Source organism: Rhizobium sp. WYJ-E13, from assembly GCF_018987265.1.
GTDB lineage: Bacteria > Pseudomonadota > Alphaproteobacteria > Rhizobiales > Rhizobiaceae > Rhizobium.
The window spans coordinates 24,694-50,065 of record NZ_CP076854.1; the positions used below are offsets into that span (position 1 = coordinate 24,694).

Consider the following 25,372-nt stretch of genomic DNA (forward strand, 5'->3'; position numbering starts at 1 on the left):
ACCCTCTGTGGCCAAGGTTGTCGCAAGCGGATCAGGCTGCCTTGGTCTTCTTGAAACGATCGAAGCGGAATGGAGCGGGATCAACGCAGGGCCGCGCGCCGGTGACGAGATCGGCCATCAGCTTTCCAGCACCGGGACCGATGCCGAAACCATGTCCGGAGAAGCCGCTGGAAATGAAGAAGCCGGGAATGCCGCCGGCCGGAGAAATGACCGGAACAGCATCCGGCGTCACGTCGATCAGGCCGGCCCAGCTCTGCGTGATGCGGCTTTCGGCAAAGGCAGGAAACGCCTTGACGAGATGCGCAAGGCCTTCCCGGTTGAAGCGTTCGAAGGGGACCGGATCGAGAATGCGCACCTGTTCGAACGGGGAAATCTCGTCCGCCGCCCAGGACCTCGGCGTCCGCCATTCCTCGATGAACCGGTTGCCGACCCGAAGTTTCAGTTCGCGCCAGCTCTTGATGAGGGTTGGCACGAAATCGGCAAACAGCCGGAAGCTGTCCGGCACGATGGGCGCAATATTGGCGTTGCGCATGGCGATCGAAAAGCTGCCATCCAGCCGTCGCCGGAAGGAGAAATTGTCCGCGCCGACCGGCAGCTCGGGCACGCCCTCGACCGACGTCGCCCGCGCCACGGAACCGAGGATCTTCAGCTGCGGAAAATCAATGCCCATGTTTCCGCTGAAGAGCCGCGACCAGGCGCCGCCGGCAAGCACGACGGAGGAGCAGGCGATGCGTCCGCGTTCCGTGATTACGCCGCTCACGGCGCCTGCAGAGCGTTCGATCGCCCGGACCGCGCAGCCCGTCATCACGTGGGCGCCGGCGCGGAGGGCGCCGCGGGCAATCGCCGGGGCGGCCTTGAACGGTTCGGCACGGCCGTCGGTGGAGGTATGGAGGGCGGCGGTGAAGCCACCCGTCATGCCGGGAAGATGCTGGCGCAATTCCTCGCTTCGCAACAGCCGGGAATCGAGGCCGAATTCGCGAGCGTGTACCAACCAGGCCTCGTATTCGGCCTCCTGGCGCGCGTTGCGGCATAGATAGGCGATGCCGGTCTGCCGAAAGCCGGTTTCCTCGCCGATACGCGCGTTCATGCCCTTCCAGAGTGACAGGCTTTCGATGGCGAGCGGCAGTTCGGAGGGATCGCGGCCCATCTGCCGCACCCAGCCCCAGTTACGGCCGGACTGTTCGCCGGCGATGAGGCCCTTTTCGCAAACCGCAACGGATACGCCGCGTTCGGCAAGTTCCAGCGCCGTCGAGATGCCGACGATCCCGCCGCCGATGACGACGACGTCCACCTTCGCCGGCAGGGCCTGCGTGGAGGGGACGGCGTCGGGAATGATACGTGACATGGTTCTATCTCGCCGGCATTGATCAGAGCATGTCTTCGAGCCGGCAATTTACCAGCATCTCGGCCATGGCTGCATTGTTGGGAAGCTCGATCGCGGTACGCACGAGCGAGGCCAGCGTTTCCGGCTGGATCATCTCCTCGGGGGTGACCTTGCTCGTGTAAGAGCTCATTTCGGTGCGCACGAAGCTCGGGCATATGGCGGTTGCCCGCACGCCCTTTTCCCAGGCGACATGGCGTGTCGTATGGGTCAGGCCCATCACCGCGAACTTGGTCATGTTATAGCCGACGAAGGCGTTCCTCACCCGCTTTCCGGACAGTGAGGCTATGTTGACGATGCGCCCGGCACCCGTCGCCTCGAGATGGGGCATGCAGAGGCGCGTGAGGCGCAGCGGGGCCTTCACGTTGACGGCCCAGAGCCGATCAAGAGCCTCGTCATTGTCATCCATGAGCGAGACGCGCTCGCCGAGGCCGGCATTGTTGACGAGAGCATCGATCCCCTGAAATTTCTCGGCAGCCGCCGCCACCCATTGCTCCGACGTTGCCGGATCATAGGCGTCGAAATGCGCATAGTGCAGCCGGTCGCTTTCCGGGCCGAGCTCCGCTTCCAGCGTTTTGACGTCGCGGGCGCCGAGACTGAGGCGATAGCCATGCTCGATGAGTTCGCGGGCGATCGCAAGACCAATCCCGCGGCTTGCGCCTGAGATCAGCACCACGCGTGAGTGATGTTCCGTTGTCATTGTCCATTCCCCTGTCGCGACTGACCAGTCGCGCATTCCTTTGCATTGACGGTAAGTGGGCTTTTCGTTTCTGGCAAGCCGGATTCTGGTAGAAACTTCAAAAAAAGCTTCAGAAACTCCCATCACTGAAAAGTTTCTACCAAAATACAAACGTATGCTTGACGGAGTTTGGCGCTTTATGCCTTAATAATTCAAAATATGCGCATAAGCGCTCAAAAACTACGGGAACGGGCTTGCCGGTAACGGTGGGCAGAAATCGCAGATCGGATCGCGGTATGCCGGGTAGGGAAGTTCTGAAAATCGACAATCTTTCCGTCGCCTTCAAGACGGGCGAGGGCCTGCGCGCTGCGGTCAACGGCGTGTCACTTGCGCTGACATCAGGTGAAATCCTCGGTCTCGTCGGTGAAAGCGGCAGCGGGAAAACCATCCTGTCGCTGGCTGCGATGGGTCTTCTGCCGCGCAATGCGGTGGTCACAAGCGGACGTGTCGACTTCGCCGGCGAAAATTTGCTGACGGCTCGGCCGGACGTCTTGCGAAAGCTGCGCGGCAAACGCATCTCGATGATCTTTCAGGATCCGATGGCGTCCCTGGATCCGGTATTCTCCTGCGGAAGCCAGATCGTCGAAGCGATCCTGCTGCATGAGCGGATGACGCGCCGCGAGGCCGGCGAGCGTGCTCGCGATCTGCTTGCGCGAGTTGGGATCGCCGATCCGGCGCGCTGCATGCGCTCCTACCCTCACGAGCTTTCGGGTGGGCAATGCCAGCGCGTCATGATCGCCATGGCGGTTGCCTGCAAGCCCGATGTCATCATCGCCGATGAACCGACGACAGCCCTTGACGTTACGGTGCAGAAGCAGGTGCTCGGCCTTCTGCGCAGTCTCAACCAGGAGATGGGTGCTGCCATCCTGCTCATCACGCACGATCTTGGCGTCATCTACGAAGTCGCCGACCGCGTTGCCGTCATCTACCGTGGCGACCTGATGGAGGAGGCCGCCACAGGTGATCTCTTCGCCGCCCCGCGCAGCCAATATACCAAGGCGCTGATCGCCTCGATGCCGTCCGTTTCCTCACCGAAGCTGCGTCTTCCGGTCATCGGCAGAGACGAAAGCGGCGCGATCGCAAGTATCGTCGAGGCACGCCCGGCGCAGAAGTTGCGGCCCGCTCCGGAACCGGAGAGCGCGACGCTCCTGAATATCCGCAATCTGACGAAGACATTCTGGACGCGGCAAAGCGCCCTTTCGGCGCCGCAGCCCTTCCGCGCCGTCGATGACGTCAGCCTTGCCATCCCGGCCCGTTCGACGCTCGGCCTCGTCGGCGAGTCGGGTTGTGGGAAGTCGACCCTCTCACGGCTTGTCATGCGATTGATGCAGCCTGACAGTGGTTCCATCGAATTTGAGGGCCGCGATCTCGTCTCGCTCGACCACGATCGATTGCGTGCAGCCCGGCGCGACTTTGCCCTGGTGTTCCAGAACCCCTATGGCTCGCTCAATCCGCGACAGACGGTCACCGACCTTGTCGCCGCGCCGATCGACATCCACGAAAAGGGTCGCGATCGCGAAGCGACGGTTGCAAAGCTCCTCGATGCTGTCGGCCTGCCCCGGGATGCCATGCGTCGCTATCCGCACGAGTTCTCGGGCGGCCAGCGTCAGCGTATCGTCGTTGCCCGCGCTCTGGCCCTCAGGCCGAAGCTTCTGATTTGCGACGAAGCCGTCTCGGCACTCGATGTCTCCGTTCAGGCGCAGGTTCTCAACCTGCTGCAGGATCTGCAGGACGAATTCGACCTGACCTACCTGTTCATTTCCCATGACATGTCGGTCGTGCGCCACGTCAGCGATACGATCGCGGTGATGCAGAAGGGCAGGATCGTCGAGACCGGCCCTGCCGCGGATGTCTTCGACAATCCCAAGGCTGAATACACCCGAACGCTTCTCAGCGCCGTGCCCAAGATCGGCACTGTGCAGCCAACCGCTCTGGAGGTGCGTTGATGGAAACCCTGTCGACATTCGTCATCACGCTCGGATCGAGGCTCATCACGGCGCTGGTCCAGCTTTGGGTCATCGCGACCCTCGTCTTTTCCATCATGTACATCATGCCGGGGGATCCGGTGCTACTGCTGCTCGGGCCGGAGAGCAATCCTTCCCCGGAAACGGTCGCCGCGATGCGGCATCAGCTGGGTCTAGACCAGCCCGTCCTCTCCCAATATTTCAAATGGCTCGGCAATGCCGCAAGCGGCGATCTCGGCAACTCGCTCGACGGCGTTCCGGTCATGGAATACGTGACCTCCAGTCTTCCCAAGACCATCGAACTTGCGACCGCCGCAATCGTCCTTGCCGCCATCATCGGCGTACCCGTCGGCATTGCGGCAGCGTTGCGACGCGGACGTTTTCTCGATGGCCTTTTGACCTCGCTCTCGACGCTCGGCATTTCGGTGCCTGTCTACATTCTCGGGTCGCTTCTCATCCTGCTGCTGAGCCTCAAGCTCGGATGGCTCCCGTCGAGCGGCTACACCGACATTTCCCGGAACGCCTTCCTGCATTTTCAGAAGCTGACCCTGCCGGCGGTCACGCTCGGCCTCGGGCTCGCCGCTTCCATCGCCCGCATGACGCGCTCATCGATGCTGGAGATCCTGGGTCGTGATTTCGTGCGGTCTCTGCGGGCGAGGGGCATGCGCGAACGCCGCGTGATCTGGCTTCACGTGCTGCGCAATGCGGCAATCCCGATCGTGACGATCATCGGACTGCAGCTCGGCAATTTGATGGGCGGCACGGTTCTGGTCGAAGCCCTCTTCAACTGGCCGGGCTTGAGCACCCTTCTCGTGACGGCTGTTTCCAACCGCAACTATCCCCTGGTCCAGGGAAGCATCCTGACCATCGCGGCGTTGTTCATCCTGATCAATCTGTGCGTCGACATCCTCTACAGCCTGCTCGATCCACGCATCCGCCGGAAACGCGCATGAAGACGACTTTTCTTTTTCGCCGACCGCTCGTCGCCTCCAGTCTCGTCGTCGTGACGGTGGTTCTCGGGATCGCCCTGGCAGGGCCTCTCCTTGCCCCGCACGATCCCCTCGCCATCAACCAGAATGCGGTCAACCAGGCGAGTTCGACGCAATACCTGCTCGGCACCGACGAGTTCGGCCGCGATATCTTATCGCGTCTCCTGGTCGGCATCCGTCCGACGATCCTGGTGGCGGTCATTTCCACCATCATCGCCGCGATTGGCGGAACGGCCTGCGGCATCGTGGGCGCCTACAGCCGGCCGGTGTTTGCCTTCTTCGTCATGCGCGGCGTCGATATCATGCTGAGCTTCCCGGCAATCCTGCTTGCGTTGCTGGCCGTCGGGTTCTGGCGCAGTGGCGTGGTAAGTCTCAGCGTGGTCATCGGCATCATCTTCATCCCGCAATTTGCGCGCGTTGCGCAATCGGCGACCTTGCAGGTGATCAGGCAGGAATTCGTGGAAGCCGAGCACGCCATGGGCGCGCGCTACCTTCGGGTCGTCTTGCGGGCGATCCTGCCCAACATTCTTTCGCCACTGGTGGTTCAGGCCACGTTGACGATCGCAGCGGCGATCCTGCTCGAATCGGGCCTGAGTTTCCTCGGTCTCGGCATCGTGCCGCCCGAACCGTCATGGGGGCAGATGATCGGGACGGCGCGCGGCTATCTCAGCCAGAATCCCATGTATGTGGTCTGGCCCTCCGTATGCCTCGCGGTCACCGTTCTCGCCATCAACGTCCTCGGCGATGCGCTTCGCGACCATCTCGATCCGAGACTTCGCGAAAACTGACAATCTTCAACAAAGAAAGGGAACATCATGAAGCGAATTCTCAAAATGGCTCTCGCTGCGAGCCTTCTGGGGCTGACGGCGACGAGTGCGCTCGCCGGCGGCACCCTTTACTTCGGCCTTTCGGGAGAGCCGTCGACCCTCGACACGATCATCCAGCCAGGCACCTCCGGCCGCACCGTCAAGCTGGCGATCCATCGCGGACTTGTAAATTACGGCGTCGATGGAAAGATCACACCGGAACTGGCCGAAAGCTACGACATCAGCCCCGATGCCAAGGTGTTCACGTTCCATCTGCGGCAGGCCACGTTCCACGACGGCTCTCCGGTAACGGCCGCTGATGTGAAAGCCTCCCTGGAGAGAATTCTCGACCCCAACGGCAAAGCAGCCTTCCGTAATGAGCTCTCGATCATATCGAAGATCGAGACGCCGGACGAAAGGACCGTAAAACTGACCCTTTCGAGCCCGTCGGTCGCCCTCGTCGATTATCTGGCGCTGCCGGAATCCGTCATCGTGCCGGCAGCGTGGCTCGCAAAGAATGCCGATAATCCGACCGCCTCGCCGATTGGCGCCGGGCCGTTCAAATTCGCCGGCTGGACGCGCGGTCGAGAGATCGTCGTCAAGAAATACGACGGCTACTACAAACCCGGCAAACCGGATCTGGACGAGGTCCATTACGTCTTCTACAGCGATGAGAATACGCGCGTGAACGCGCTGAAATCGGGCGACGTCGACATTATCGACTATGTGCCGGCCAAAGACGCTGCCGATCTCGAAAAAGGCCCCGATAGCGAGCTCCTGCGAAACACCGGTCCGTTCATGGGACTGCAGTTCAATACAAAATTCGAACCGTTTTCGAAGCCGGAAGTTCGCCAGGCAATCGCCTATGCCGTCGATCGCAGCGTCATCATCAATACCGCCTTCAATGGCCTGGGCAGCCCGATTTACGGCATTGCCATTCCGAAGGGCTACATGGGCTATTCCGAAGCCAAGGTGAACTATTTCTCGCATGACATCGAGAAGGCCAAGGCGCTTCTCGCCAAGGCCGGATATCCGAACGGCTTCGAGGCGCGATTGCTCGCGTCGTCGCAATATAGTTTCCATCAGAATACGGCGATTGCCATTCAATCGGAGCTCGCCAAAATCGGCATCAAGGTGAAGCTCGACCTGCCGGACTGGGCCAGCCGCATGGCCAAGGCGACTGCCGCTGATTACGATTTTACCGTGCTCGGCAGCCTTGGTGAAATTACCGACGCCGACTGGCTGAGCAACTACTATTACGGCGGTGCCAAGCTCGTCCGCACAAACAACTCGCCCTACTTCAACGATCCGCAGATCAACGAACTGCTCGATAAGGGAAGGAGCACAGTCGACAAGGTCGAACGAGCGAAAATCTACGACGCGTTCGTCGATAGAGCCCTCGAGCTGTCGCCGCTTGTTTACTTCATGTGGCGTGAACAGAATTACGCGGTCAAGAAAGGCGTGACCGGCTTTACGAACATGCCGGGCTTCTTGACGTTCCAGTCGGGCCTCAGCATCGAGAACACCAAGATCGAATGATATATTCAAGGCTGCCGGACGTGACAGGCGTTCGGCAGTCCGACTTCAATCGACGGTTAGAATTCCGCGCCGGACAAAAGTGGTAGGGACCAGTTTTTCCGCGGCGACGGCATTCTTGTGCGGACGATCTGAATGAGGGCCGCCGGCCCTCGGGAGGAAAGTCGCGCCTGCCGCGATGCGCCCGCCACAAGCGGTCATATCAAACTGTTACCGCTGACCGGTCAGCAGCGGGTAGCGTCATGAGATCGCAGGCATGCCAGGGCTGGCACTGCCGGCGTGCCTTCTGGCGAACCTGCCCGGGGAGCAGCCGAGCCTTTTGCTGAACGCTGTGCTGAAGGCGCTGGCGGATTCGTAACCTATTTCATCGGCGATCCTGTCGAGCGACTTTGCGCCGCTCAGCAGTGCATGCTTGGCAATAGCGATGCGCCAGCGCCCCAGATATTCGATTGGCGCACAACCAACAACCTCGTTGAATCGCGCGGCGAAGGCCGATCGCGACATGCCCGCTATTCCTGCAAGATTGGCTACCGTCCACCTCCTCCGAACGTCTTCATGGATGGCCCGCAGGACTCGGGCCATGGCGGGATCGCGCAGCGCGTTTAATAAGCCCGCCGAAGCTGCGTTGTTGCCGATAATGTCCCACCTCAATGCCTCTACCAGCAGCGTCTCCAGCAGGCGTTGGATGATCAATTCTTTGCCGGGATAGTCGGCAATGCACTCCTCAGACAGCAGTTCGATCAAGCGCCCAAATCGCGTTCCGCGTCCCGCTGAAGCGGGAATATGAATTGTATCGGGCAGCAGCTCGATCAGCAGCGGCGCGTTGACACTCTCAATCGAGAAGCTTCCGCCCAGTGCCGCAAAATCGGAATCTCCTTCTTGCTCGCCGTGTCGGACAGCTTCAGCCAGAGGCTCAGCAGGAATGCAAGGGACGCCCGGTTTGCTGCACAGCGAGAACGCCGGCGTAGTCGGCAAGAGGAGAAAATCGCCTTCAGTGATGCGGAGCGGCTCCCGTTTATCGAACGTGACCCATGCCTCTCCGGTCAGGACGACCGTAAACCCGGGTGCGTCATAGGATCTATAGCGAACGCCCCATTGGCCGCGCCCGGAGATGGGCTTCGCTATCGCGGCGCTCGGGTGCAAGAGGGCGATGATATCGCTAAGAGGATCCATGGAGGCTGGACGATCTATAACATAATGTGGACGTGAAATTATAGATTGTATTCGCATGGCTGTCTATTCCTACCCCGACCGCAACCAAGGAGACTGACATGACCAAGACGATCCTCATTACCGGGACATCATCGGGCTACGGCAAGGCCACCGCGGAACACTTCCTATCTCGCGGGTGGAATGTCGTCGCGACCATGAGGCGTCCTGACCCTTCGCTGTTCGCCGAAACTGACCGGCTGCGCGTGCTGCCGCTCGATGTCACCAGCGCCAAAAGCATCGCCGACCTGATCGGTTCTGTGGATTCGATTGACGTGCTGGTAAACAATGCCGGTCTTGGCGGTGTCGGTGCGTTCGAGGCGATGCCGATGTCCCTCATCCGACAGCTCATAGAGACTAACACGATTGGCGTTATGGCAATGTGCCAGGCCGTCATCCCGCAGATGCGCGAGCGCCGGTCCGGAACCATCATCAATGTCACGTCCAGTGTCACCTTGGGAGAGTTCCCACTCGCGGCAGCCTATACCGCCACCAAACAGGCCATCGAGGGCTTCTCGGCTTCGCTCGCGCATGAACTCGGCTATTTCGGGGTGCGCGTGAAGCTCGTCGAGCCGGGTTATGCGCCAACTACCCAGTTCGGGGCGAATGCCATCGTTCCTGTCTCGGAGCTCCTTCCCGGCGGCTATGCAGACTTCGCACGGCCGATCCTTGAGGCATTCGCGAATCCTTCCCTGACCACCACGGAAAGCGATGTTGCAGAAGCCATTTGGCAAGCCGTTCACGATACCGAGAACCAGCTTCGCTTTCCCGCTGGAGCCGACGCCGTCGCGCTGGCTCAGGCGCGCTGACGGAGGAAGAGCGAGGGCAGGAGTGGCTGGATTAGCGAAGCTTTCTGCTGCCCTCAGTCTCTTTTCCGGCGCCTGTCGATGGCAGGCGTCAGACCTGAGCCATGCCCCCATCAACGGCCAGTTCTGCACCAGTGGTAAAACTGCTCTCGTCGCTTGCAAGTAATAGGGCTGCGGCTGCCACCTCATCAGGTCTGCCCATACGCCCAAGAGGGATCATTCCGGATAGTGCGTCTCGAATTTCCTTTGAGGCCGCCGCCATCATCGCCGTATCGGTCGGTCCAGGGCTAACAACGTTGACGCGAATGCCTTTGGGAGCAAGTTCGTTAGCCCATGTGCGCGTGAACGAACGGACTGCGGCCTTGGTCGCACCATAGACACCATACCCCTTGGTTCCTATATCGCTCGCGATGGAGCCAATCAGTACGATCGTACCGCCGGGCTGCATGATGTCGATAGCACCCTGTACCGCGAATACAAGGGACCGGACGTTCAGGCCGAATGTCCGGTCGAAATGATCCTCTGAAATGGCTTCAAGGGGGGCGTATTCGGATAGGCCCGCATTGACGACGAGCACGTCTAGACGGCCCTGCTCTGATCGGATCCGCTCGACGACGCGCTGAAGATGGGCGTTGTCGCTTGCATCCGCCTTGATCGCGTGGATGCTGCCCATGCCGGCTGACTCTCGTGTGATCTCCCCGCCCTTGCGGCTGGTCGCGTATACCTGCGCTCCCTCGCTCGCGAACCTTTGAGAAACGGCTCCGCCGATGCCACCGACACCACCGATAACGAGGGAAATCTTGTTTGCTAATCTGCTCATGTTAACTCCATCAACACTGATGAAGGTACGATATATTCTATATATCTACGGTCAATTACGCACTATGGGTAAAGCAGATATCGAGGAGTATACCCATGCCCGCAATGAAAGAAGGTCCGCTCATCAAAGCTTGCTCGTCTCATAGCCATAAAGCTGTCTCCGCCGAGGCGTTGCTGGACGTTGAGAAGGCGCGGCCAGTGCTTGAGCAGATCGCCAACAAGTGGTCGGTCCTGATCCTGACCGTTCTGTGCACCAGGCCGTCACGGTTCAACGAGATCATGCGGCGCCTTGATGGGATCACGCACAAAGCGCTCGCCGACGCGTTAAAGCGCCTGGAGCGTAATGGGCTCATTCGCCGCGAAGTGCTTACGACGACAACGCCGGTCGGCGTCGAATATACCATTACCTCGCTTGGCCGCTCCCTTCAGCAACCTTTCGAAGCACTCTATGCGTGGTCCATGACCTACGGACCCGAGCTTGAGCGAGCGCAAGAGGAATACGATCGCGTTCGAGAGTAGGCAGCTAGCATCCGTTGACTTTCTGTTGCTTGGCCGGACCACACATCATGCGGCCGCATTCACGAGGTGGTCCGAGACGGTCGAGATGAACGCGCGAAGGCGCTGAAGACGTCGTAGGTCCCGGTGATATCCCATCCAGATGTCTCGCGCCGGCGGGGGCATCGGCAGGTCCAGTCTGCGGATACCCGCGATCTGATCGCCGACCACGCGGGGCAGGACGGCGATACCGACGCCTTGCCTGCACATGCGCCCCTGTACGTTGCGGTTGTTCGATCGCAGGACCGGTCTCGCGTTCGGGAAACTCTCGATGAGCCAGGCGATGTCGGGGAACTGTCCGGTCGACGTATCGTGGGTGATCAGCCGGAAGCCGGTCCCGTCGCCATATTTGGGATCAGGCGACTCCTCGGCGATATAGACGCCGTATTCGAGCCTGAAGAGCCGCCGCTGAACGACATCGGCAGTGTCGAACGGAACGATACGAAAAGCGACGTCGGCCTCCCGCTGGGCAAGGCTGAACAGGCGCGTGCCGGTCAGGATCTCGACGTCGACATTGGGGTAGGCTTTCGAGAAATCCGCCAAAATTGGAGGCAGGACATAGGCCCCGAACCAGTCCGCTGATGAAACGCGCAGACTGCCTTTGAGATTTTGCTCCTGCCCCGCAAGCCGGCGCTCCATGGCCAGAGCGCCCTCTTCCATTTGCTCGGCCAGCGCGATGATCCCGTGGCCCTCTTCGGTCAGGACAAGACCGTTGGCGGTCCGCTGGAAGAGCGTGTGACCGATCGCCTGCTCAAGTGCGCGCAGTCGTCTGCCGACGGTCGGATGGCTTGTCTGAAGGGAACGCGCGGCGCCGCCGAGCGTGCCGGATCGCGCCACGGCAAGAAAGATTCTGACGTCACTCCATTCCATCGTCATGCCCCCCACAAAACTGAACGACGAGAATACAGTTTTGTCACTTAAAGAACAAATCTAAACACCTAGATTTTTGTCATCGTCCGGGCGCGCCCCTTCTGCAGATACGACGACTTTGATGAGGCCGCTCGGGTGAAGGCAACGCGCCGTTGGCGTCATCTGAAACAAGCGGAGAAAACGTCATGAAAACTTGGCTCATCACAGGCTGCTCAAGCGGTTTCGGCAGGCGGCTCGCGCTCGCTGCAGCGCAGCGCGGCGATCGGGTCGTCGCAACGGCCCGCAATGTCAAAGTGATCGAGGAAATGGCTGAGCCTTTCGGCGGCCGCATGATCACTTTGCCACTCGACGTGACCGATGCGGCGGCAGCTGAGGCAGCGGTCGCAAAGGCGATCGAGACCTTTGGCGGGTTTGACGTACTCGTGAACAATGCCGGTTACGGACTGTTCGGCGCGATCGAGGAAGGCACGCCTGAGGAATATCGGCCGATGTTCGAGGTGAATGTCTTCGGTCTGGTCGAAACTACCAGAGCCGCCCTTCCAGTCCTGCGGCGTTCGGGCGGAAGGATTGTCAACATATCATCCGGCGCGGGCATCGCGGGCAGCGGCGGAGCTGGATATTACAATGCTGCCAAGTTCGCTGTGGAAGGGATTTCCGAAGCGCTCGCCGGTGAGCTGAAGCCATTCGGCATCCGCGTGTTGATCGTCGAGCCTGGGCCGTTTCGCACCGATTTCCTTGGACGTTCGATCACGATGGCGGCCAACGAGATGCCGGAATACGCCGCGAGCTCGCGCAAGCACTATCGCGAAACCAACGACGGCAATCAGGCCGGCGATCCCGACAAGGCGATCGCGGTGATCCTCAAGGCAGTCGATGCCGATGACGCCCCGCTTCATCTGCCGCTCGGCCCCGCCGCGCATTCGATCGCCGAGCGAAAGCTGGCTTCCTTCCGCAGCGATATCGACGCCTGGCGCGACATCACGATCGCCACCGATTTCGACCAGCCCTGAGCGCCGGCCGCGACCTCTGTTTGAACATCAACATCGACTGGAAAGTGATCATGATCGCAACTTTGAAGGGGTTTACCCAGCAGCTGGTGCCGGTGAATGGCATCAAGATCAACGCCGTTACGGGGGGCGCAGGCCCGCCGATCCTTCTGCTTCACGGTTGGCCGGAAACATGGTGGGAATGGCACCATGTGATGCCGCTGCTGGCCGAGCAGTTCAGCGTGGTGGCCATGGATCTGCGCGGCGCAGGCTTTTCCGACTGCCCGCTTGACGGCTATGACAAGACGACGATGGCGCGCGACGCGCACGAGGTCATGGTTGCCCTTGGGCATGAACGTTACGCCGTGTGCGGCCATGACATTGGCGGAATGGTGGCGCTGCCGCAGGCCGCCATCTATCGGGAGGCTGTTACCCGTCTGGCCGTCCTCGACGTTCCGCTTCCCGGCTGGACGCAATGGGAGGCGACGACCGCAAAGATCTGGCACTTCAGCTTCCATATGAACCGGGATCTACCCGAGCGCCTGATCCATGGCCGTGAATATGACTATGTTTCGGCCTTCATGGCCGAGCGGTTCTACGATCACAGCACCTTCAATCCGGCGGACGTCGAGATCTACGCGAAAGCGATGGCCCTTCCTGGCCGCACGCGCGGCGGCATGGAATGGTATCGTACCCTTGCTGCCGACCATGCGGCCGCACTCGAATACAAGAAGCGACCGCTCGAGATACCGGTGTTAGGTCTCGGCGGGGAGCAGCGCTTTGGCGCACATATGGTGCCGATGCTTCAGGAGTTTGCCAGCAATGTGACGGGCGGCTCGATTGCGCGGTGCAGCCACTATGTCGCTGACGAGCGGCCGGATGAGGTAGCGGCAGCTCTGATCGATTTCCTCAAGGCCAATTGAAACTCTGCAATCGCCCCGTCGTAGGCTCGGGGGTGCGGCATCGCGGGCGAGTTGCGCCTGCACCTATCGCGTTCGATCGATTAAATAGAAAAGGAAACTGTCATGACCGCACCTGTCATTCGCGGCGTCAATCATATCGGCATCACGGTGCCTGACATCGAAGCAGCAAAATCGTTCCTGGTGGAAGCTTTCGGCGGCCAGGTGATCTACCAGTCCTTCGGACCGCAGGATCCGCCGCGCCACGGACCCGAATTCGAGCGGGCCACTGGTGCTTTCCCCGGAACGGTCGTGCGTGCGCAGGCGATGGTCAAAATCGGAACCGGACCTGACATCGAGCTCTTCGAAATGCACGGCCCCGAACAAGCGCAGCCGGTTCGAGCGAGCGACTTCGGCATTACGCACTTCGGTGTCTACACCGACGACATCGACGCATCGGTAGAGCGCTTCGAAAAGGCTGGAGGCACGTCTCTTACCGCGCCGCGCGCTATTCCCTACGCAACCGAAAAAGGTCTTGGAAACAAGGTCTGCTATTGCCGCATGCCATGGGGTACGACGATTGAGTTTATCACTACGCCCGACCGCATGGCCTACCATGACCAGACGGATCTGCGCAGGTGGCAGGACGAGGAATGAGCGTGAGCTTGGAACATACAACGTCCCGCCGCAGCTTTCTGTCCCTCTCGGCAATGGCTGCGGCCTCGGCGCTGGCAGGTTGCGCCTCCACCGCCACCACCGGCGGGATGGTGGGGCAGCAACCGACGCCTCCCTCAAATCCGATCCGTGCCGTCCAGACGCCCCCTGCGCCGACGGAGGTCGAGCTGGCCGTCATGTACGGCCCGATCGAGGATGGCGGAATTCTGATCCCGGCCGTTCCCTTCCGGCAGATCGATCCGCGCTACTATCGCCAGCAGGTCCTTGATCCGACTGGTGAGCGTCCGGGTACAGTCGTCGTCGACACCCACACGCGCTTTCTCTACCTGGTTCAGCCCGGTGGAACCGCAATGCGCTATGGTGTTGGCATCGGCCGCGAGGGCTTCGCCTGGCAGGGCGATGGCGTCATCCAATGGCGTCAGAAGTGGCCGCGCTGGAAGCCGCCGAACGAGATGGTCGCCCGTCAGCCGGAACTGGCGAAATACTCCATCGAGAACGGTGGTATGGAGCCGGGTGTGAAAAACCCTCTTGGCGCCCGTGCACTCTACATCTTCTCCAGCGGCCAAGACACGCTCTACCGTCTGCACGGCAATCCAGAATGGCGCTCGATCGGCAAGGCCGTATCGGCAGGCTGCGTGCGACTGCTCAACCAGGACATCATAGACCTCTACGATCGCGTCCCGATAAAGGCGCCGATCGTCGTAAAGCAGTAAACCCTGGCATTCGTCTCCCTAGCCAGGGAAGAGACATTTCCATCGGGCGATCTCAAAGCCTCAGTCACCCCCCAGAATCCACGCGCGTGCCGAATCCTCTGAGGAAGAGGATTGCTCGCACACGGATCAAGACCGATTTCGCAACACAAATATCAAAGGAACTAACGATCATGTCGATTTTCAGCAGAGCAGCTATTGGCCTAACGGCCGTGTTTCTGTCTTCTGCCGCCGTGACAGCGCCAGCCTTGGCCGATGCAGGAAACATCGTGCTCGTTCATGGTGCGCTCGTGGATGGCTCGGGCTGGCGCGGCGTTTACGACATTCTGACCCGCGACGGCTATAATGTCAGCATTGTCCAGCAGCCGTTGACAGGCTTGGACCAGGACGTCGAGGCAACCAAACGCGTGCTTGACCAGCAGGACGGCGACGTCGTTCTCGTCGGTCACAGCTACGGGGGCACGATCATCACGGCGGCAGGTGATGACCCTAAGGTCAAGGCACTTGTCTATGTTGCAGCCCTCCAGCCGGAAAAGGGCGAAAGTACCGCACAGTTGCTCCAATCGATGCCTTCACCGACCAATGATATCAAGCCGACCAAAGATGGCTTTCTGCTTATCGACCCGGCAAAGTTCGCGGCTGATTTCGGGGCGGATCTGCCCAAGGGTCAGGGCGAGTTCATGGCCCGGTCTCAGATGCCTGTCGCCGTCGCTGGCACCGATGCGCAGGTTTCGATTGCCGCCTGGCACGATAAGCCCAGCTACGGCATTGTCGCGAAGAACGATAAAACGATAAACCCCGACCTGGAGCGTTGGATGTACAAGCGTGCTGGCTCAACCGTCACCGAGATCGACGGTAGTCACGCCCTCTACATCTCGCAAGCGGCAGCAGTTGCGAAGGTTATCGAGGAAGCAGCCAAGGCTGCCAAGTGACAACAGATTAAGTGGCTTGCGATTGCCGCTTGTCTCCATGAACTCGTTGGCTGCGTCACGTCCTATCGCGTGACGCAGCTGATTTGGGACCTGGCCATTTTTCTCAATCCGAGGCGCTGCCATGGGGTCGCATCTCATCAAGACCTGCCCTCAAGGGTTGCAGGATCAATATTCTCCAAGAATCGGTCCGGACACCCGATTAAAACCATATGACCACTGAACATTCATCCGGCTGCGATTAGAGGTCCGGTGTTTTCTGATACTCCAGATGGCGCGGTCGTAGCAACCGGCGGAAACGCGTAGCTTTCATCTTGCGCAGCGTTGGAGCCGGTTGCGGTGATGGTCCCGGCATAGACTGCCGGGGGCTTTGGTGCACGGGTCGGGACTTGAGAGGATAGCGGTCTTTGAAACGGCTGATTATTCCGTGGCTACCTTGCGGCGGACAGATTTCGGGCGTGCGCAGTCAAGCATACGATTGAGGACGGCGCAGCTGATGGCTGCTTCGGTTTGCTGACCAGGCGGCGATCGTGCCCGCAGACGGCGCTCAATAATGGACTTGGGTCTCGATCAACGAGCGTTTGCCGTAACCGTTGGAGACTTGCCATTTCATCCGGCCGTCTCTGCTGATAGCGGCGATATGCTGGTCCCTTTTTCCGGGAGGTCTATCGTCGATGGGTTCGACCGCGTTGGCGCGCGGTGGAATGACGATGGCAGCCGCCGCACTATGATCGATGACTGTATCATAAGTCGGTTTTCCATCATAGGCGCCGTCGGCAATAAACTGTCCGGATCGCCGATCTGGTCGAGTAATGGCTCAACTTGAGAGACATCACCAGTATCCTGATCCGTCAGGGTATGGGCGATAATCTCCCCGCTATCAGCATCCAGTGCCAGATGCAGCTTTTATCAGCCACGGCGGGATCTGGCGCCATGCTTCTCCTCCAGCCACTGGCCCGCGCCGTAAACCTGCAGACCAGTGCTGTCCACCAGAACATGCAACGGTCCGCCGGGTGAAATCTGACGATGGGGCCGTTTTCCGGGAGATTGCCACGTTCGTGCCCGGCGGCGCAGGGTGGTATGATCGGGGACAGCGAGCACAAGCCCCATCAATTGCAGCACCGATTCCAACAAGCCTTCTGCCTGGCGCAGCCGCAGACCAAACACCAGGCCCAGTGTCAAGGTGGTCTCTATTGCCAGATCTGAATAGCGATGCTGGCCGCCACGTGTCTTGCGTCTTGGTGCTTGCCATCCGGACAGGGCATCCGGTGTCAGCCACAAAGTCAGGCTACCGCGCCGGCGAAGTCCCGCTTCATACTCCGGCCAGTTCGCCACCCTGAAGTTCATGTTCTCGATACGATGACGGCAGGCGTTATTGTGTTTGAAAGGCATGACTAAACGACAAGGGCTGTTGCGTTGCCGCCTGCCTAAACTCAGACCGCTGAACGATCCGTGCACCAACGCCGGCAAAAAGGGCTAAACCCGGCCTGCGCTACGTCGATCGCTTCAACGCGTCTCTGCCGTGGTGACGTGACCTCGGCTGAACGAGACGCGGGCGACGGAATTCGTTCACGCCAACGCCTTTCCGATTGAGGCACCGCCATCGACATGCAGGGTCTGGCCGGTGATGAAGGCGGCCTCGTCCGACAGCAAGAAGGCAATCGCGGCAGCGATTTCTTCCGGCTTTCCGAAGCGGCGCATGGGGACGACTGAGAGATATCGGGCCTCACCCTCGCTGCCGGGCGCATTGTTCGCCCTGAACAGTTCCGTCTCCGTTGGGCCCGGGGATACGGCGTTGACCGTGATCCCTGTTGCGGCAAGCTCGAGGGCCCAGCTCCTCGTGAAACTGACAAGAGCAGCTTTGGCGGCGGCATAGCTGGTCCGCTGAACGCTGCCAAGGACGGTCAGGCTGGAGATGTTGACGATCCGTCCCCAGCCGCGCGAGCGCATGCCGGGGAGTGCCGCCTGGGTCGCAACCAGTGCCGGATGCAGATTGACCCGCATGACTTCCTCCAGCGTCTCGACGGCGATGTCACCCAGCGGCTGCGCCCGCACCAGCCCGACATTATTGACGATGCCGTCGATCTCGCTCTCGCGAACGATCGCCGCAAGTTCGTCGCCGGAGCCTGGGTTGGACAGATCGAGTGAATGGAGACGGCCTGGAAAACCATCGGTCGCGTTGCGGGCGATGCCGATAACCTCATGCCCCTGTCCGGCGAGCCGGTTCGCCAGAGCAAGGCCAATACCTTTGCTGGCACCCGTGATCAGAAATCTTCTCTTCATGGCATTTCCTCGACCCCACCTCCGAAGAGGCAGGGCCTTCTTGTGTGGCTCGGATTAGGCGGCAGTGCGGCTTGCTGCGTGACGCAGTGACGGCAGCATGTCTTCCGGCTCCGGGCGGCGGGTATAGTCCGGGTTGACTTCGGCGTAGAGGATGATCCCATCCTGTCCGACGACGTAGCGGGCCGGCATCGGCAGGGTCCAGCTTGCATCACCGTTGAAGGCGGGAAGGTCGTTCTTCAGCGATTTGTAGAGGTCGACCAGGTAATTCTGCATTTCGAAACGCAGGCCGAAGGCGGCGGCGACATCGTTTTGCGGGTCCGACAGGATCGGAAAGGTCAGGTTGTTCTGGCGCACCGACTTGCGGCTGTTGACCGGGTTCTGCGGCGAGATAGCAACGAGCTTTGCACCAAGCGCCTCGAACTGCGGCAGCGCTTCCTGCAAAGCCTGAAGCTCCATATTGCAATAGGGGCACCAGACACCGCGGTAAAAGCTGATCACCAGCGGGCCATGTGCCAGGAGATCGGCGGACGAGACCGGATTGCCATCGGGGTCGGAGAGCGTGAACTCGGGCAGCTTGTCGCCGGCCTTCAGCGCTTTCTGGGCGGCCCCAGAGGCGATCAGCTCCGCAGTGGCGCGGTGCATCGTCTCGATCACCGAGTAGGGGACGTTGTACGGCGGCTTGCCTGCTTCAAAATCTGCCTTGAAGGCGTCGAGCTTGGATTGCAGTGTCATGGTCATTCTCCTTGGATTTGAACTGAGGACGGGCTTTGGGCATGGTGGACTTCAGGATCTCTCCTGAAGTCCGGAGATGAAGGGGGGATTGCTCAGCCGTTGGCAGCCATGGAGCGGGCGACCTCGGCGGCGCTGATGCTTTCGAGCGCAAGGCCGTAACCTGTGTCCTGATCGATGATCCGCCTCAGCTTCTGGGTCAGCGCGATGCGGGTGTAGCGCGAGGTCAGTGGCGGAAGGGCGGCAATGCCCTCGGCAATCTCATGGGCACGGGCAAGCAGCCTGTCGGCCGGGACGATCTCGTTGACGACGCCCCAATCCTTGGCGGTTGCCGCATCCAGCACCTGGCGGGTGAGGATGAAGTAGCGGCCGCGAATGCTCCCGATCACTTCCGGCCAGAGCAGGTTGACGCCATCACCGGGTACAATCCCGAACTCGAAATGCGGCTTGTCCTGGAAGACAGTCTCCGGCGTCGCAAGAATGATGTCTGTCAGAAGCGCATATTCCGAGTGCAGCAGGACCGGACCGTTTAGCGCCGTGATTATTGGCACCTCGATGTCGAGGATGTTCATGAGCACCTTGCGGCCCTCGCGAAAGATCTTGTCGTAGCCGCGGGGTGAAAAGAAATCGAAGCCTTCGGGGCTGATGGCGTCCATGAAGGCGTTGCCCGAGCCGGTCAGGATGACAACGCGGTTGTCGGTGTCAGCGCCGATCTGGTGGAAGAGATTGACGAACTGCTCATGGGTGTGGCCATTGAAGACGAGCTTGCCGCCGTCGGTATGGAGCGCGACCTCCAGCACACCGCTTGGCGAGCGGGTGAGGCGGGCGTTCGGAAAGCTGTTCTTGTAGGATTCAAATTTGGACATGGGTGTACTCCTGTGTGTCTGGTGGAATTGGTGGGTGGGGCGATCAGGCGACGGGCACAAGGGCTTCGGCCCTAGCAATGGCCTGCTGGACGGCGGGGCGTGCAGCCACGGTTTCGAACCAGCGGGAAAGGTTTGGGTGGCCATCGAGGGTAAGCCCCGGAAATTGGATCCGCCACATCCAGCCGAAATGGGCGATGTCGGCAATCGTGAACTCCTCACCGGCCACGAAAGGCTGTGACGCGATCTTGGCGTCCAGCAGCCCGAGGAGTCGTTCGGCTTCGGTGGTGAAGCGGGCTTCAGCAATCGGCTGCGGTTCGGGCGACGAGCGTTTAAAAAAGCCAGCGTTGCCGAAGGCGGGGCTCAAGCCAGAAGCATGGAGGAAGAGCTGTTCGAAGACGCGGGCGCGGCCGATACCATCCTGCGGCAGGGGCTTGCCGGTCTTCTCGGCGAGGTAAACGAGGATCGCGGCGCTCTCGGTCAGAACGAAACCGCCATCAACCAGGACCGGCACCTTGCCGTTTGGGTTAAGAGCAAGAAACGCTTCGGTTTTCTGTTCACCCTTGCGAACGTTCACCGGCTTCAGCGTGTAAGGCAGCCCCATCTCTTCAAGCGCGATCAGCACTTTGACGCTGTTCGGAGTGGCAAAGGCGTGGACTTCGATCATCGTTCATCTCCATCGGATCGTGTTCCGTTGGAGGCAGTTATGACCATTCCTCTCACCTTGCGGCAGGCGCGTTGAGGCGATAACGCTTATTCCGAAGGAGAATAGGCAATGGACAGACTACAGGCGATGACCGCCTTTGTGCGGGTGGTGGAGACGGGGTCGTTCTCAGCGGCGGCTCGCCAGATCGGCGTCGGCCAGCCGGCGATCTCGAAAACAATCGCGCAACTGGAGGATCGCCTGCAGGTCCGCCTTCTCATCCGCTCCACCCACGGCCTGACGCCGACCGATGCAGGCTTGCGTTTCTTTGAGCGGGCAAGAACAGCAATCCAGGAAGCCGACGAGGCGGAGCTGGAAGCAAAGGGCTCTGGCGCGGGCCTGTCGGGCCGCCTCCGGATCTGCGCAGCGACCACCTTTGCCAGGATCATGGTCCTGCCGCATCTGTCACAGTTCATGGACAGCCATCCGGATCTCGACGTCGACGTCCTCCTGGACGATCGCGTCATCGACCTCATATCCGAGGGTATAGACGTGGCGCTGAGAATGGGCGAGCTCGCCGATTCCTCTGCCGTAGCGAGGAGGCTCGCCACCGGTCGCCGCTCCGTGATGGCGACGCCCGCCTATCTCGAACGTCACGGCATGCCGCTCGTGCCGGCTGATCTCGCGGCCCATCAGGCCGTCGTCTATACCCAGCTTGGCAACAACTGGATCTTCAGCCGTGAGGGAACGGAAGCTTCCGTGGCCGTCACCGGCAGGGCCCGTTTCAGTGCCGCGGAAGGCATCCGAACCGCCGTCTTGTCGCATATGGGCCTGGCGGTTGCTTCCGACTGGATGTTTGCGCCGGAATTAGCCGACGGCACGGTGCGGCGCGTCCTGGAAGACTGGGAACTTCCAAGGATCGATCTTTGGGCTGTCTTCCCGACCGGCAGGTTGGCAAGTGCGAAAGCGCGTGCCTTCGCCGATTTCGCAGGATCAGTCGTTGTTGCGCAAAGCGCGTACGATTGGCCGGCGTTGTCAACGCAACCTCTCATCTAAAGGGCGGAATCTCCTATCTCATCCAAAGATGAAGCCTGTCGAGACAAGCTCGACCGATACCGTTGTACCGGACGTCTCTCGTTAATTTGATCTGGCGGAAATTGTATGCGTTCGTCTAAGGCTCTACGCATTCTCCGGTCAAACGCTTACGGAGGAGCCTGCTGGTGATTAGATCCATTTTATTCTGGTGGTTGGCACTCGCTGCGATGTCGAGTCCCTCGCTCGCTGCGGTTCCTTGCGGCGGCTCCGTGGCCTGTCCGTTGAAGGACGGAGATTATCGGATCGAGTTGCCGAAAAATGGCGATATCCGGGGCGCCTACGTTTTCTTTCACGGCTACAAAAGTTCGGCCGAACTGCAAATGCAACAACGGCCTCTCGTCGATACGACCACGTCACATCATCTCGCTTTTGTGGCGGTAGACGGCATCAATGGGAACTGGTCGTTTCCAAACAGCGCCCGCCCGGGGAGAGACGAAAAGCAATTCATTGCCGATGTCCTCGAGGACCTGAGGCAACGCTACGGCTTCACGCCGGATAAAACGGTGATCGGGGGATTTTCCATCGGCGCCTCGATGGCTTGGTACACCGCTTGTCAGCAAGGGGAAAAGGCGGTTGCCTTGCTTACTTTCTCCGGGGTGTTCTGGGATCCCCTTCCAAAAGCCGAGGATTGTGTTGCAGAGGTTCCGCCCACCATCCATTTTCATGGAACCGCGGATCAGACCTTTCCTTTAGCGGGACGCTCTCTCGGGGGCCATTTTCACCAGGGAAATGCCTATGACAGCGTGGCGATCCTGCGCTCACGCGCGAAATGCGATGCCAAGGATGCGAAGACGATCATGCTTGATAACATTAAATGCGACGATGTTCCCGGCTGCATCCGGGGCGACAGCATCATGTGCATCCACAACGGCGGCCACGAAGCCCACGCCGACATGCTCGATGCGGGCCTGACGGCCATTGGCTTTCCAAGATGATCCTATTCCCGAAAATTAGCTGAAGCTCCTTGTAACAACTGGCCGGAATCTTGCGAACTAGTCTAGTCGGCAGCAAGGCCGTTCAGCCTGGCGAGATCTGACCGAGAGTTTCGGGCCTTGCGTTACAAAGGAACTTGATCATGCTTCATTCCGTCGTATGCCCCAGCATGGGCCACGCCATCGTCCATCACTTTGGAGACGGCGCGGCTGTCTGGGGACAGATGATTACACCAAGCATTGCCCACCTCATTCAGTCCCATCGCGACTTTCCGATCGATTTTTCTCGCGTTCGTCCGGGCATCGTTTTCGAGGTTGAAACGGCTGGCGCGTTGCTGCCGCACGTGATCGATGCTTCGACGCTGCGAGTTCATGTCGGGGCAACTGCATTTCGCCATGCCGCGGGCAGGACGGATGCAACGGTTGAAGCCGTCGCTCGGATCGATGTTGGCGGCGACTGCACTCTGAAAGTTTGGGGGAAGGCGACAGCCGAGGAACCATCGCGGCAGGAGCAATCCCGCAGCCACGACCCGGCTTCCGCGACTCCGATTATTTTCACGGTGACATTCTGGGAGATCGCTCGGGCGACCGAAGCCCGCTTCGATCAGTTGCTGCGTGAATCGGCCGAGAAGGATCGTGAAATCCGGCAGCTTCGGGCTCAGGTCGCGCTTGCGATGTGCTCGCAGTAAACCATCTGCGCGGACGCACGACTTCGTGAACACTGCGAGCGGTAACGTCTCGCCTGTCGCCTGCGTATTGAGAGCGTTCATCTCAACTGCAAAGGAAAGACCATGACCTTCTTCGTCCCGCGTATTCTGCCGATGGCGGCGGCAGCACTTGTTGTATTGTCTACTGCGTCGATCGCTTGCGCCGATGAGATCTACGCTACCAATGGCGCTGCCATCAACGGTTATGATGCGGTCGCGTATTTCACTGACCATAAGCCTGTGAAGGGAAGCCAAGAGTTTTCGACCTCCCACAAGGGCGCCACCTTCTACTTCGCGTCCGCCGCGCATCGTGATGCCTTCGCGAAAAACCCGGAACACTACGCACCACAATATGGTGGGTACTGCGCCTTCGGCACCGCTCAAGGCCACAAAGCGCCTACCCAGCCGCAGGCATTTACCATCGTCAATGACAAGCTCTATCTCAACTACAACGACGAGGTCGCAAAGACCTGGCGGTCGGATATTGGCGGCTACGTCAAAAAGGCAAATGCCAATTGGGACGCTGTGAGGGCCCAACCCGCCCCTTGACTGGCGCCATTACCAAGCACTGCCCGTCCGTGTAAGTGGGCGGGCGGAACATCGAAGCCATTTTAGGTCCAAGTCATCATTTCTGCACCTCGCATTTCCCATCGCCATCCCGACCGACTTCGCGATTGTCAAAGATCGATTGTCACTGATCTCAACAATCTGATCGATCGTGCGACCGCCATCGGCTGGAACAGGCGGGAAATCAATGTGGCCCTTGCCGAACTGTTGGATGCCGAACCTGAAGACGCAGATAGCTTGCTTCGCGCAATGGTCGACTATGCAGGCCAGCCGGCGCGGCATGTCGCGTAGCGGCCTGGCGCTTACAGGTTTTGCGATCTGCGAGCAAAGCATGCGCGTCCTGGCCATAGCCTTCTGGCGCGCTGAGCAAGATTCAGTAGTGCGGCGCGATCCGCAAGGCGCCCGTAGCGTGACAGAACACTTTGACGGTCACTGAGTTTTGGCAGTTCTCCGAAAGCGATTACCTTATGATGCTGCGTTGTCCTCGCTGTCGCGCAGCAACTGCAGGATATCGTGGCGATCCTGGTCAACATGAGGGGGAGCCCGATCAAAGCGCACCGGCGTCGCCGACATTTTCAGAGGATTTCCAAGAAGCCGCAGAGGCCGTCCGTCTTGCGTCGGCATCTCTACCACCATCTCGCGCGCCAGTGTGTGCGGATTGGAAACGACCTGATCGATCGTTGCCACTCGACCGGCGGGTATTTCGGCTGCAATGAGCCGCTGCTCCCAGTTTTCTGCCGTGTCGGCGCGCAGGGCGGTGGTCACCATTCCATCCAGAGCATCGATGTTGATGACCCTGTCGCGGTTGCGGGCGAAGCGTTCGTCGCCGGCAAGCTCCGGCATGCCGATGGCTTGGCAGAAACGGACAAACTGCTGATCGTTTCCGACTGCAATTGCGATTTCGCCGTCAGCCGTTGCGAAAGTCTGATATGGCGCGATGTTCGGATGCCTGTTGCCGATCCGTACGGGTATCTTGCCGGACACAAGATGGTTCGTTGCTGCGTTGATCAGCCAGGCGACCTGCGCGTCGTAAAGGGCGAGGTCGATGTATTGGCCCTCTCCGGTGTGATCGCGATGGCGAAGGGCCGCCAGGATGCCGACAGTTGCATACATGCCACACATCACATCCGCGATCCCGAGACCGACCTTGACCGGCCGGCCGCCGTTCGCGTCACTGTCACCGGTAATGCTCATGATGCCACCCATGGCCTGGATCAGGAAATCATAGCCAGTGCGGTCGGCGTAGGGGCCCGTCTGGCCGAAGCCGGAGATCGCGCACCAGACAATATCCGGCTTGATCTTCCTGATGTCGTCATAACCAAGGCCGCGGCGGGCGAGATCGCCTGGCTTGTAGTTTTCGACGACGACATCGCAAATTGCCGCGAGCCGTTTGACGAGGGCCACCCCATCGTCAGTGGCAAGATCGATCGCGATCGATCGCTTGTTGCGGTTGGCAGACAGAAAGTAGGCGCTGAGATCGCTGTCGCTGCCATCCGCATTCGGGACGAAGGGTGGCCCCCACCCGCGGGTATCGTCACCGGCGCCCGGCCGTTCGACCTTGATCACATCAGCGCCCAGATCGGCAAGGAGTTGTGTCGCCGTTGGCCCGGCAAGGATGCGCGAGAGGTCGAGGATGCGCAAACCTTCGAGGCTGGCGGGTTTTTGATGATTGGGCATCGA

The 25,372-nt window shown here is 60.1% G+C and carries 25 protein-coding genes and 2 pseudogenes; 15 read left to right on the forward strand and 12 right to left on the reverse strand.

Annotation, left to right across the window (positions count from 1 at the left end; all coding sequences use genetic code 11):
* Positions 1-31: 31 nt before the first annotated feature.
* The gene (locus tag KQ933_RS21625; RefSeq protein WP_216759918.1) at positions 32-1,345 is read right to left on the reverse strand and encodes an FAD-binding oxidoreductase; all 1,314 of its coding nucleotides are present in this window, start codon (positions 1,343-1,345) and stop codon (positions 32-34) included.
* A 22-nt stretch (positions 1,346-1,367) separates the two neighbouring features.
* Positions 1,368-2,081: an SDR family NAD(P)-dependent oxidoreductase gene (locus KQ933_RS21630; RefSeq protein ID WP_216759919.1), complete on the reverse strand. Its 714-nt coding sequence runs from the start codon at positions 2,079-2,081 to the stop codon at positions 1,368-1,370.
* Positions 2,082-2,356: 275 nt separating this feature from the next.
* On the opposite strand from KQ933_RS21630, the gene KQ933_RS21635 reads away from it, so the two are divergent.
* From KQ933_RS21635 to KQ933_RS21650, 4 genes are read left to right on the forward strand one after another with little or no spacing between them, the layout of a single operon-like run.
* Entirely contained in the window at positions 2,357-4,066 is a 1,710-nt protein-coding gene (locus tag KQ933_RS21635) for an ABC transporter ATP-binding protein (RefSeq protein WP_216759920.1), read from the forward strand.
* A complete protein-coding gene (locus KQ933_RS21640; protein ID WP_216759921.1) occupies positions 4,066-5,037 on the forward strand; it encodes an ABC transporter permease in 972 nt (323 codons plus the stop codon). The genes KQ933_RS21635 and KQ933_RS21640 overlap by 1 nt, the downstream gene beginning before the upstream one ends.
* A complete protein-coding gene (locus KQ933_RS21645; RefSeq protein WP_216759922.1) occupies positions 5,034-5,861 on the forward strand; it encodes an ABC transporter permease in 828 nt (275 codons plus the stop codon). Before KQ933_RS21640 ends, KQ933_RS21645 begins: the two co-directional genes overlap by 4 nt.
* Before the next feature lie 27 nt (positions 5,862-5,888).
* A complete protein-coding gene (locus KQ933_RS21650; RefSeq protein WP_216759923.1) occupies positions 5,889-7,418 on the forward strand; it encodes an ABC transporter substrate-binding protein in 1,530 nt (509 codons plus the stop codon).
* 237 nt (positions 7,419-7,655) lie between these two features.
* On the opposite strand, the gene KQ933_RS21655 is transcribed toward KQ933_RS21650, so the two are convergent.
* Positions 7,656-8,588 carry an AraC family transcriptional regulator gene (locus tag KQ933_RS21655; protein ID WP_216759924.1) on the reverse strand — a complete coding sequence of 311 codons (933 nt, stop codon included), beginning with the start codon at positions 8,586-8,588 and terminating at the stop codon, positions 7,656-7,658.
* A gap of 98 nt (positions 8,589-8,686) precedes the next feature.
* On the opposite strand from KQ933_RS21655, the gene KQ933_RS21660 reads away from it, so the two are divergent.
* Positions 8,687-9,433, forward strand: a complete 747-nt coding sequence (locus KQ933_RS21660; RefSeq protein ID WP_216759925.1) for an SDR family oxidoreductase — start codon at positions 8,687-8,689, stop codon at positions 9,431-9,433.
* Between the two features lie 88 nt (positions 9,434-9,521).
* Here the strand turns inward: KQ933_RS21660 and KQ933_RS21665 are convergent, their stop codons facing one another.
* Positions 9,522-10,250 carry an SDR family NAD(P)-dependent oxidoreductase gene (locus KQ933_RS21665; RefSeq protein ID WP_216759926.1) on the reverse strand — a complete coding sequence of 243 codons (729 nt, stop codon included), beginning with the start codon at positions 10,248-10,250 and terminating at the stop codon, positions 9,522-9,524.
* A gap of 104 nt (positions 10,251-10,354) precedes the next feature.
* On the opposite strand from KQ933_RS21665, the gene KQ933_RS21670 reads away from it, so the two are divergent.
* Positions 10,355-10,768: a helix-turn-helix domain-containing protein gene (locus KQ933_RS21670; RefSeq protein WP_253958445.1), complete on the forward strand. Its 414-nt coding sequence runs from the start codon at positions 10,355-10,357 to the stop codon at positions 10,766-10,768.
* A 45-nt stretch (positions 10,769-10,813) separates the two neighbouring features.
* On the opposite strand, the gene KQ933_RS21675 is transcribed toward KQ933_RS21670, so the two are convergent.
* Positions 10,814-11,674 (reverse strand): LysR family transcriptional regulator, encoded by an 861-nt coding sequence (locus tag KQ933_RS21675; RefSeq protein WP_216759928.1) that lies wholly within the window; start codon positions 11,672-11,674, stop codon positions 10,814-10,816.
* A 185-nt stretch (positions 11,675-11,859) separates the two neighbouring features.
* On the opposite strand from KQ933_RS21675, the gene KQ933_RS21680 reads away from it, so the two are divergent.
* From KQ933_RS21680 to KQ933_RS21700, 5 genes are all read left to right on the forward strand, one after another.
* On the forward strand, positions 11,860-12,684 hold the full coding sequence (locus KQ933_RS21680; protein WP_216759929.1) for an oxidoreductase: 825 nt from the start codon (positions 11,860-11,862) through the stop codon (positions 12,682-12,684).
* Between the two features lie 50 nt (positions 12,685-12,734).
* Positions 12,735-13,583: an alpha/beta fold hydrolase gene (locus KQ933_RS21685; RefSeq protein ID WP_216759930.1), complete on the forward strand. Its 849-nt coding sequence runs from the start codon at positions 12,735-12,737 to the stop codon at positions 13,581-13,583.
* 102 nt (positions 13,584-13,685) lie between these two features.
* Positions 13,686-14,216 (forward strand): VOC family protein, encoded by a 531-nt coding sequence (locus KQ933_RS21690; protein ID WP_216759931.1) that lies wholly within the window; start codon positions 13,686-13,688, stop codon positions 14,214-14,216.
* Positions 14,213-14,947: a L,D-transpeptidase gene (locus tag KQ933_RS21695; protein ID WP_216759932.1), complete on the forward strand. Its 735-nt coding sequence runs from the start codon at positions 14,213-14,215 to the stop codon at positions 14,945-14,947. The genes KQ933_RS21690 and KQ933_RS21695 overlap by 4 nt, the downstream gene beginning before the upstream one ends.
* A gap of 170 nt (positions 14,948-15,117) precedes the next feature.
* Entirely contained in the window at positions 15,118-15,876 is a 759-nt protein-coding gene (locus KQ933_RS21700) for an alpha/beta fold hydrolase (RefSeq protein ID WP_216759933.1), read from the forward strand.
* A gap of 224 nt (positions 15,877-16,100) precedes the next feature.
* Here the strand turns inward: KQ933_RS21700 and KQ933_RS21705 are convergent.
* From KQ933_RS21705 to KQ933_RS21730, 6 genes and pseudogenes are all read right to left on the reverse strand, one after another.
* Positions 16,101-16,244, reverse strand: a pseudogene (locus tag KQ933_RS21705) (IS3 family transposase); the annotation flags it as partial.
* A gap of 49 nt (positions 16,245-16,293) precedes the next feature.
* Positions 16,294-17,265 (reverse strand): annotated as a pseudogene (locus tag KQ933_RS21710) (IS5 family transposase).
* 177 nt (positions 17,266-17,442) lie between these two features.
* Positions 17,443-18,156, reverse strand: coding sequence for an SDR family oxidoreductase (locus tag KQ933_RS21715; RefSeq protein ID WP_216759934.1), 714 nt, complete (start codon positions 18,154-18,156; stop codon positions 17,443-17,445).
* A 54-nt stretch (positions 18,157-18,210) separates the two neighbouring features.
* Positions 18,211-18,888 carry a peroxiredoxin-like family protein gene (locus KQ933_RS21720; protein WP_216759935.1) on the reverse strand — a complete coding sequence of 226 codons (678 nt, stop codon included), beginning with the start codon at positions 18,886-18,888 and terminating at the stop codon, positions 18,211-18,213.
* Between the two features lie 92 nt (positions 18,889-18,980).
* Positions 18,981-19,751 carry an enoyl-CoA hydratase/isomerase family protein gene (locus KQ933_RS21725; protein ID WP_216759936.1) on the reverse strand — a complete coding sequence of 257 codons (771 nt, stop codon included), beginning with the start codon at positions 19,749-19,751 and terminating at the stop codon, positions 18,981-18,983.
* Between the two features lie 43 nt (positions 19,752-19,794).
* A complete protein-coding gene (locus KQ933_RS21730; protein WP_216759937.1) occupies positions 19,795-20,415 on the reverse strand; it encodes a glutathione S-transferase family protein in 621 nt (206 codons plus the stop codon).
* A gap of 108 nt (positions 20,416-20,523) precedes the next feature.
* Between KQ933_RS21730 and KQ933_RS21735 the strand changes: the two genes are divergently transcribed.
* The 4 genes from KQ933_RS21735 to KQ933_RS21750 all read left to right on the forward strand — a co-directional run bounded on the left by KQ933_RS21735 (position 20,524) and on the right by KQ933_RS21750 (position 23,674).
* The gene (locus KQ933_RS21735) at positions 20,524-21,447 is read left to right on the forward strand and encodes a LysR family transcriptional regulator (RefSeq protein WP_216759938.1); all 924 of its coding nucleotides are present in this window, start codon (positions 20,524-20,526) and stop codon (positions 21,445-21,447) included.
* 164 nt (positions 21,448-21,611) lie between these two features.
* Positions 21,612-22,421 carry a poly(3-hydroxybutyrate) depolymerase gene (locus tag KQ933_RS21740; RefSeq protein WP_253958382.1) on the forward strand — a complete coding sequence of 270 codons (810 nt, stop codon included), beginning with the start codon at positions 21,612-21,614 and terminating at the stop codon, positions 22,419-22,421.
* Positions 22,422-22,588: 167 nt separating this feature from the next.
* A complete protein-coding gene (locus tag KQ933_RS21745) occupies positions 22,589-23,107 on the forward strand; it encodes a hypothetical protein (protein ID WP_253958383.1) in 519 nt (172 codons plus the stop codon).
* Between the two features lie 102 nt (positions 23,108-23,209).
* Positions 23,210-23,674: a YHS domain-containing (seleno)protein gene (locus tag KQ933_RS21750; RefSeq protein ID WP_216759940.1), complete on the forward strand. Its 465-nt coding sequence runs from the start codon at positions 23,210-23,212 to the stop codon at positions 23,672-23,674.
* 483 nt (positions 23,675-24,157) lie between these two features.
* Here KQ933_RS21750 and KQ933_RS21755 read toward each other — a convergent pair whose 3' ends face one another.
* Positions 24,158-25,369 carry a CaiB/BaiF CoA-transferase family protein gene (locus tag KQ933_RS21755; protein WP_216759941.1) on the reverse strand — a complete coding sequence of 404 codons (1,212 nt, stop codon included), beginning with the start codon at positions 25,367-25,369 and terminating at the stop codon, positions 24,158-24,160.
* Positions 25,370-25,372: the final 3 nt, after the last annotated feature.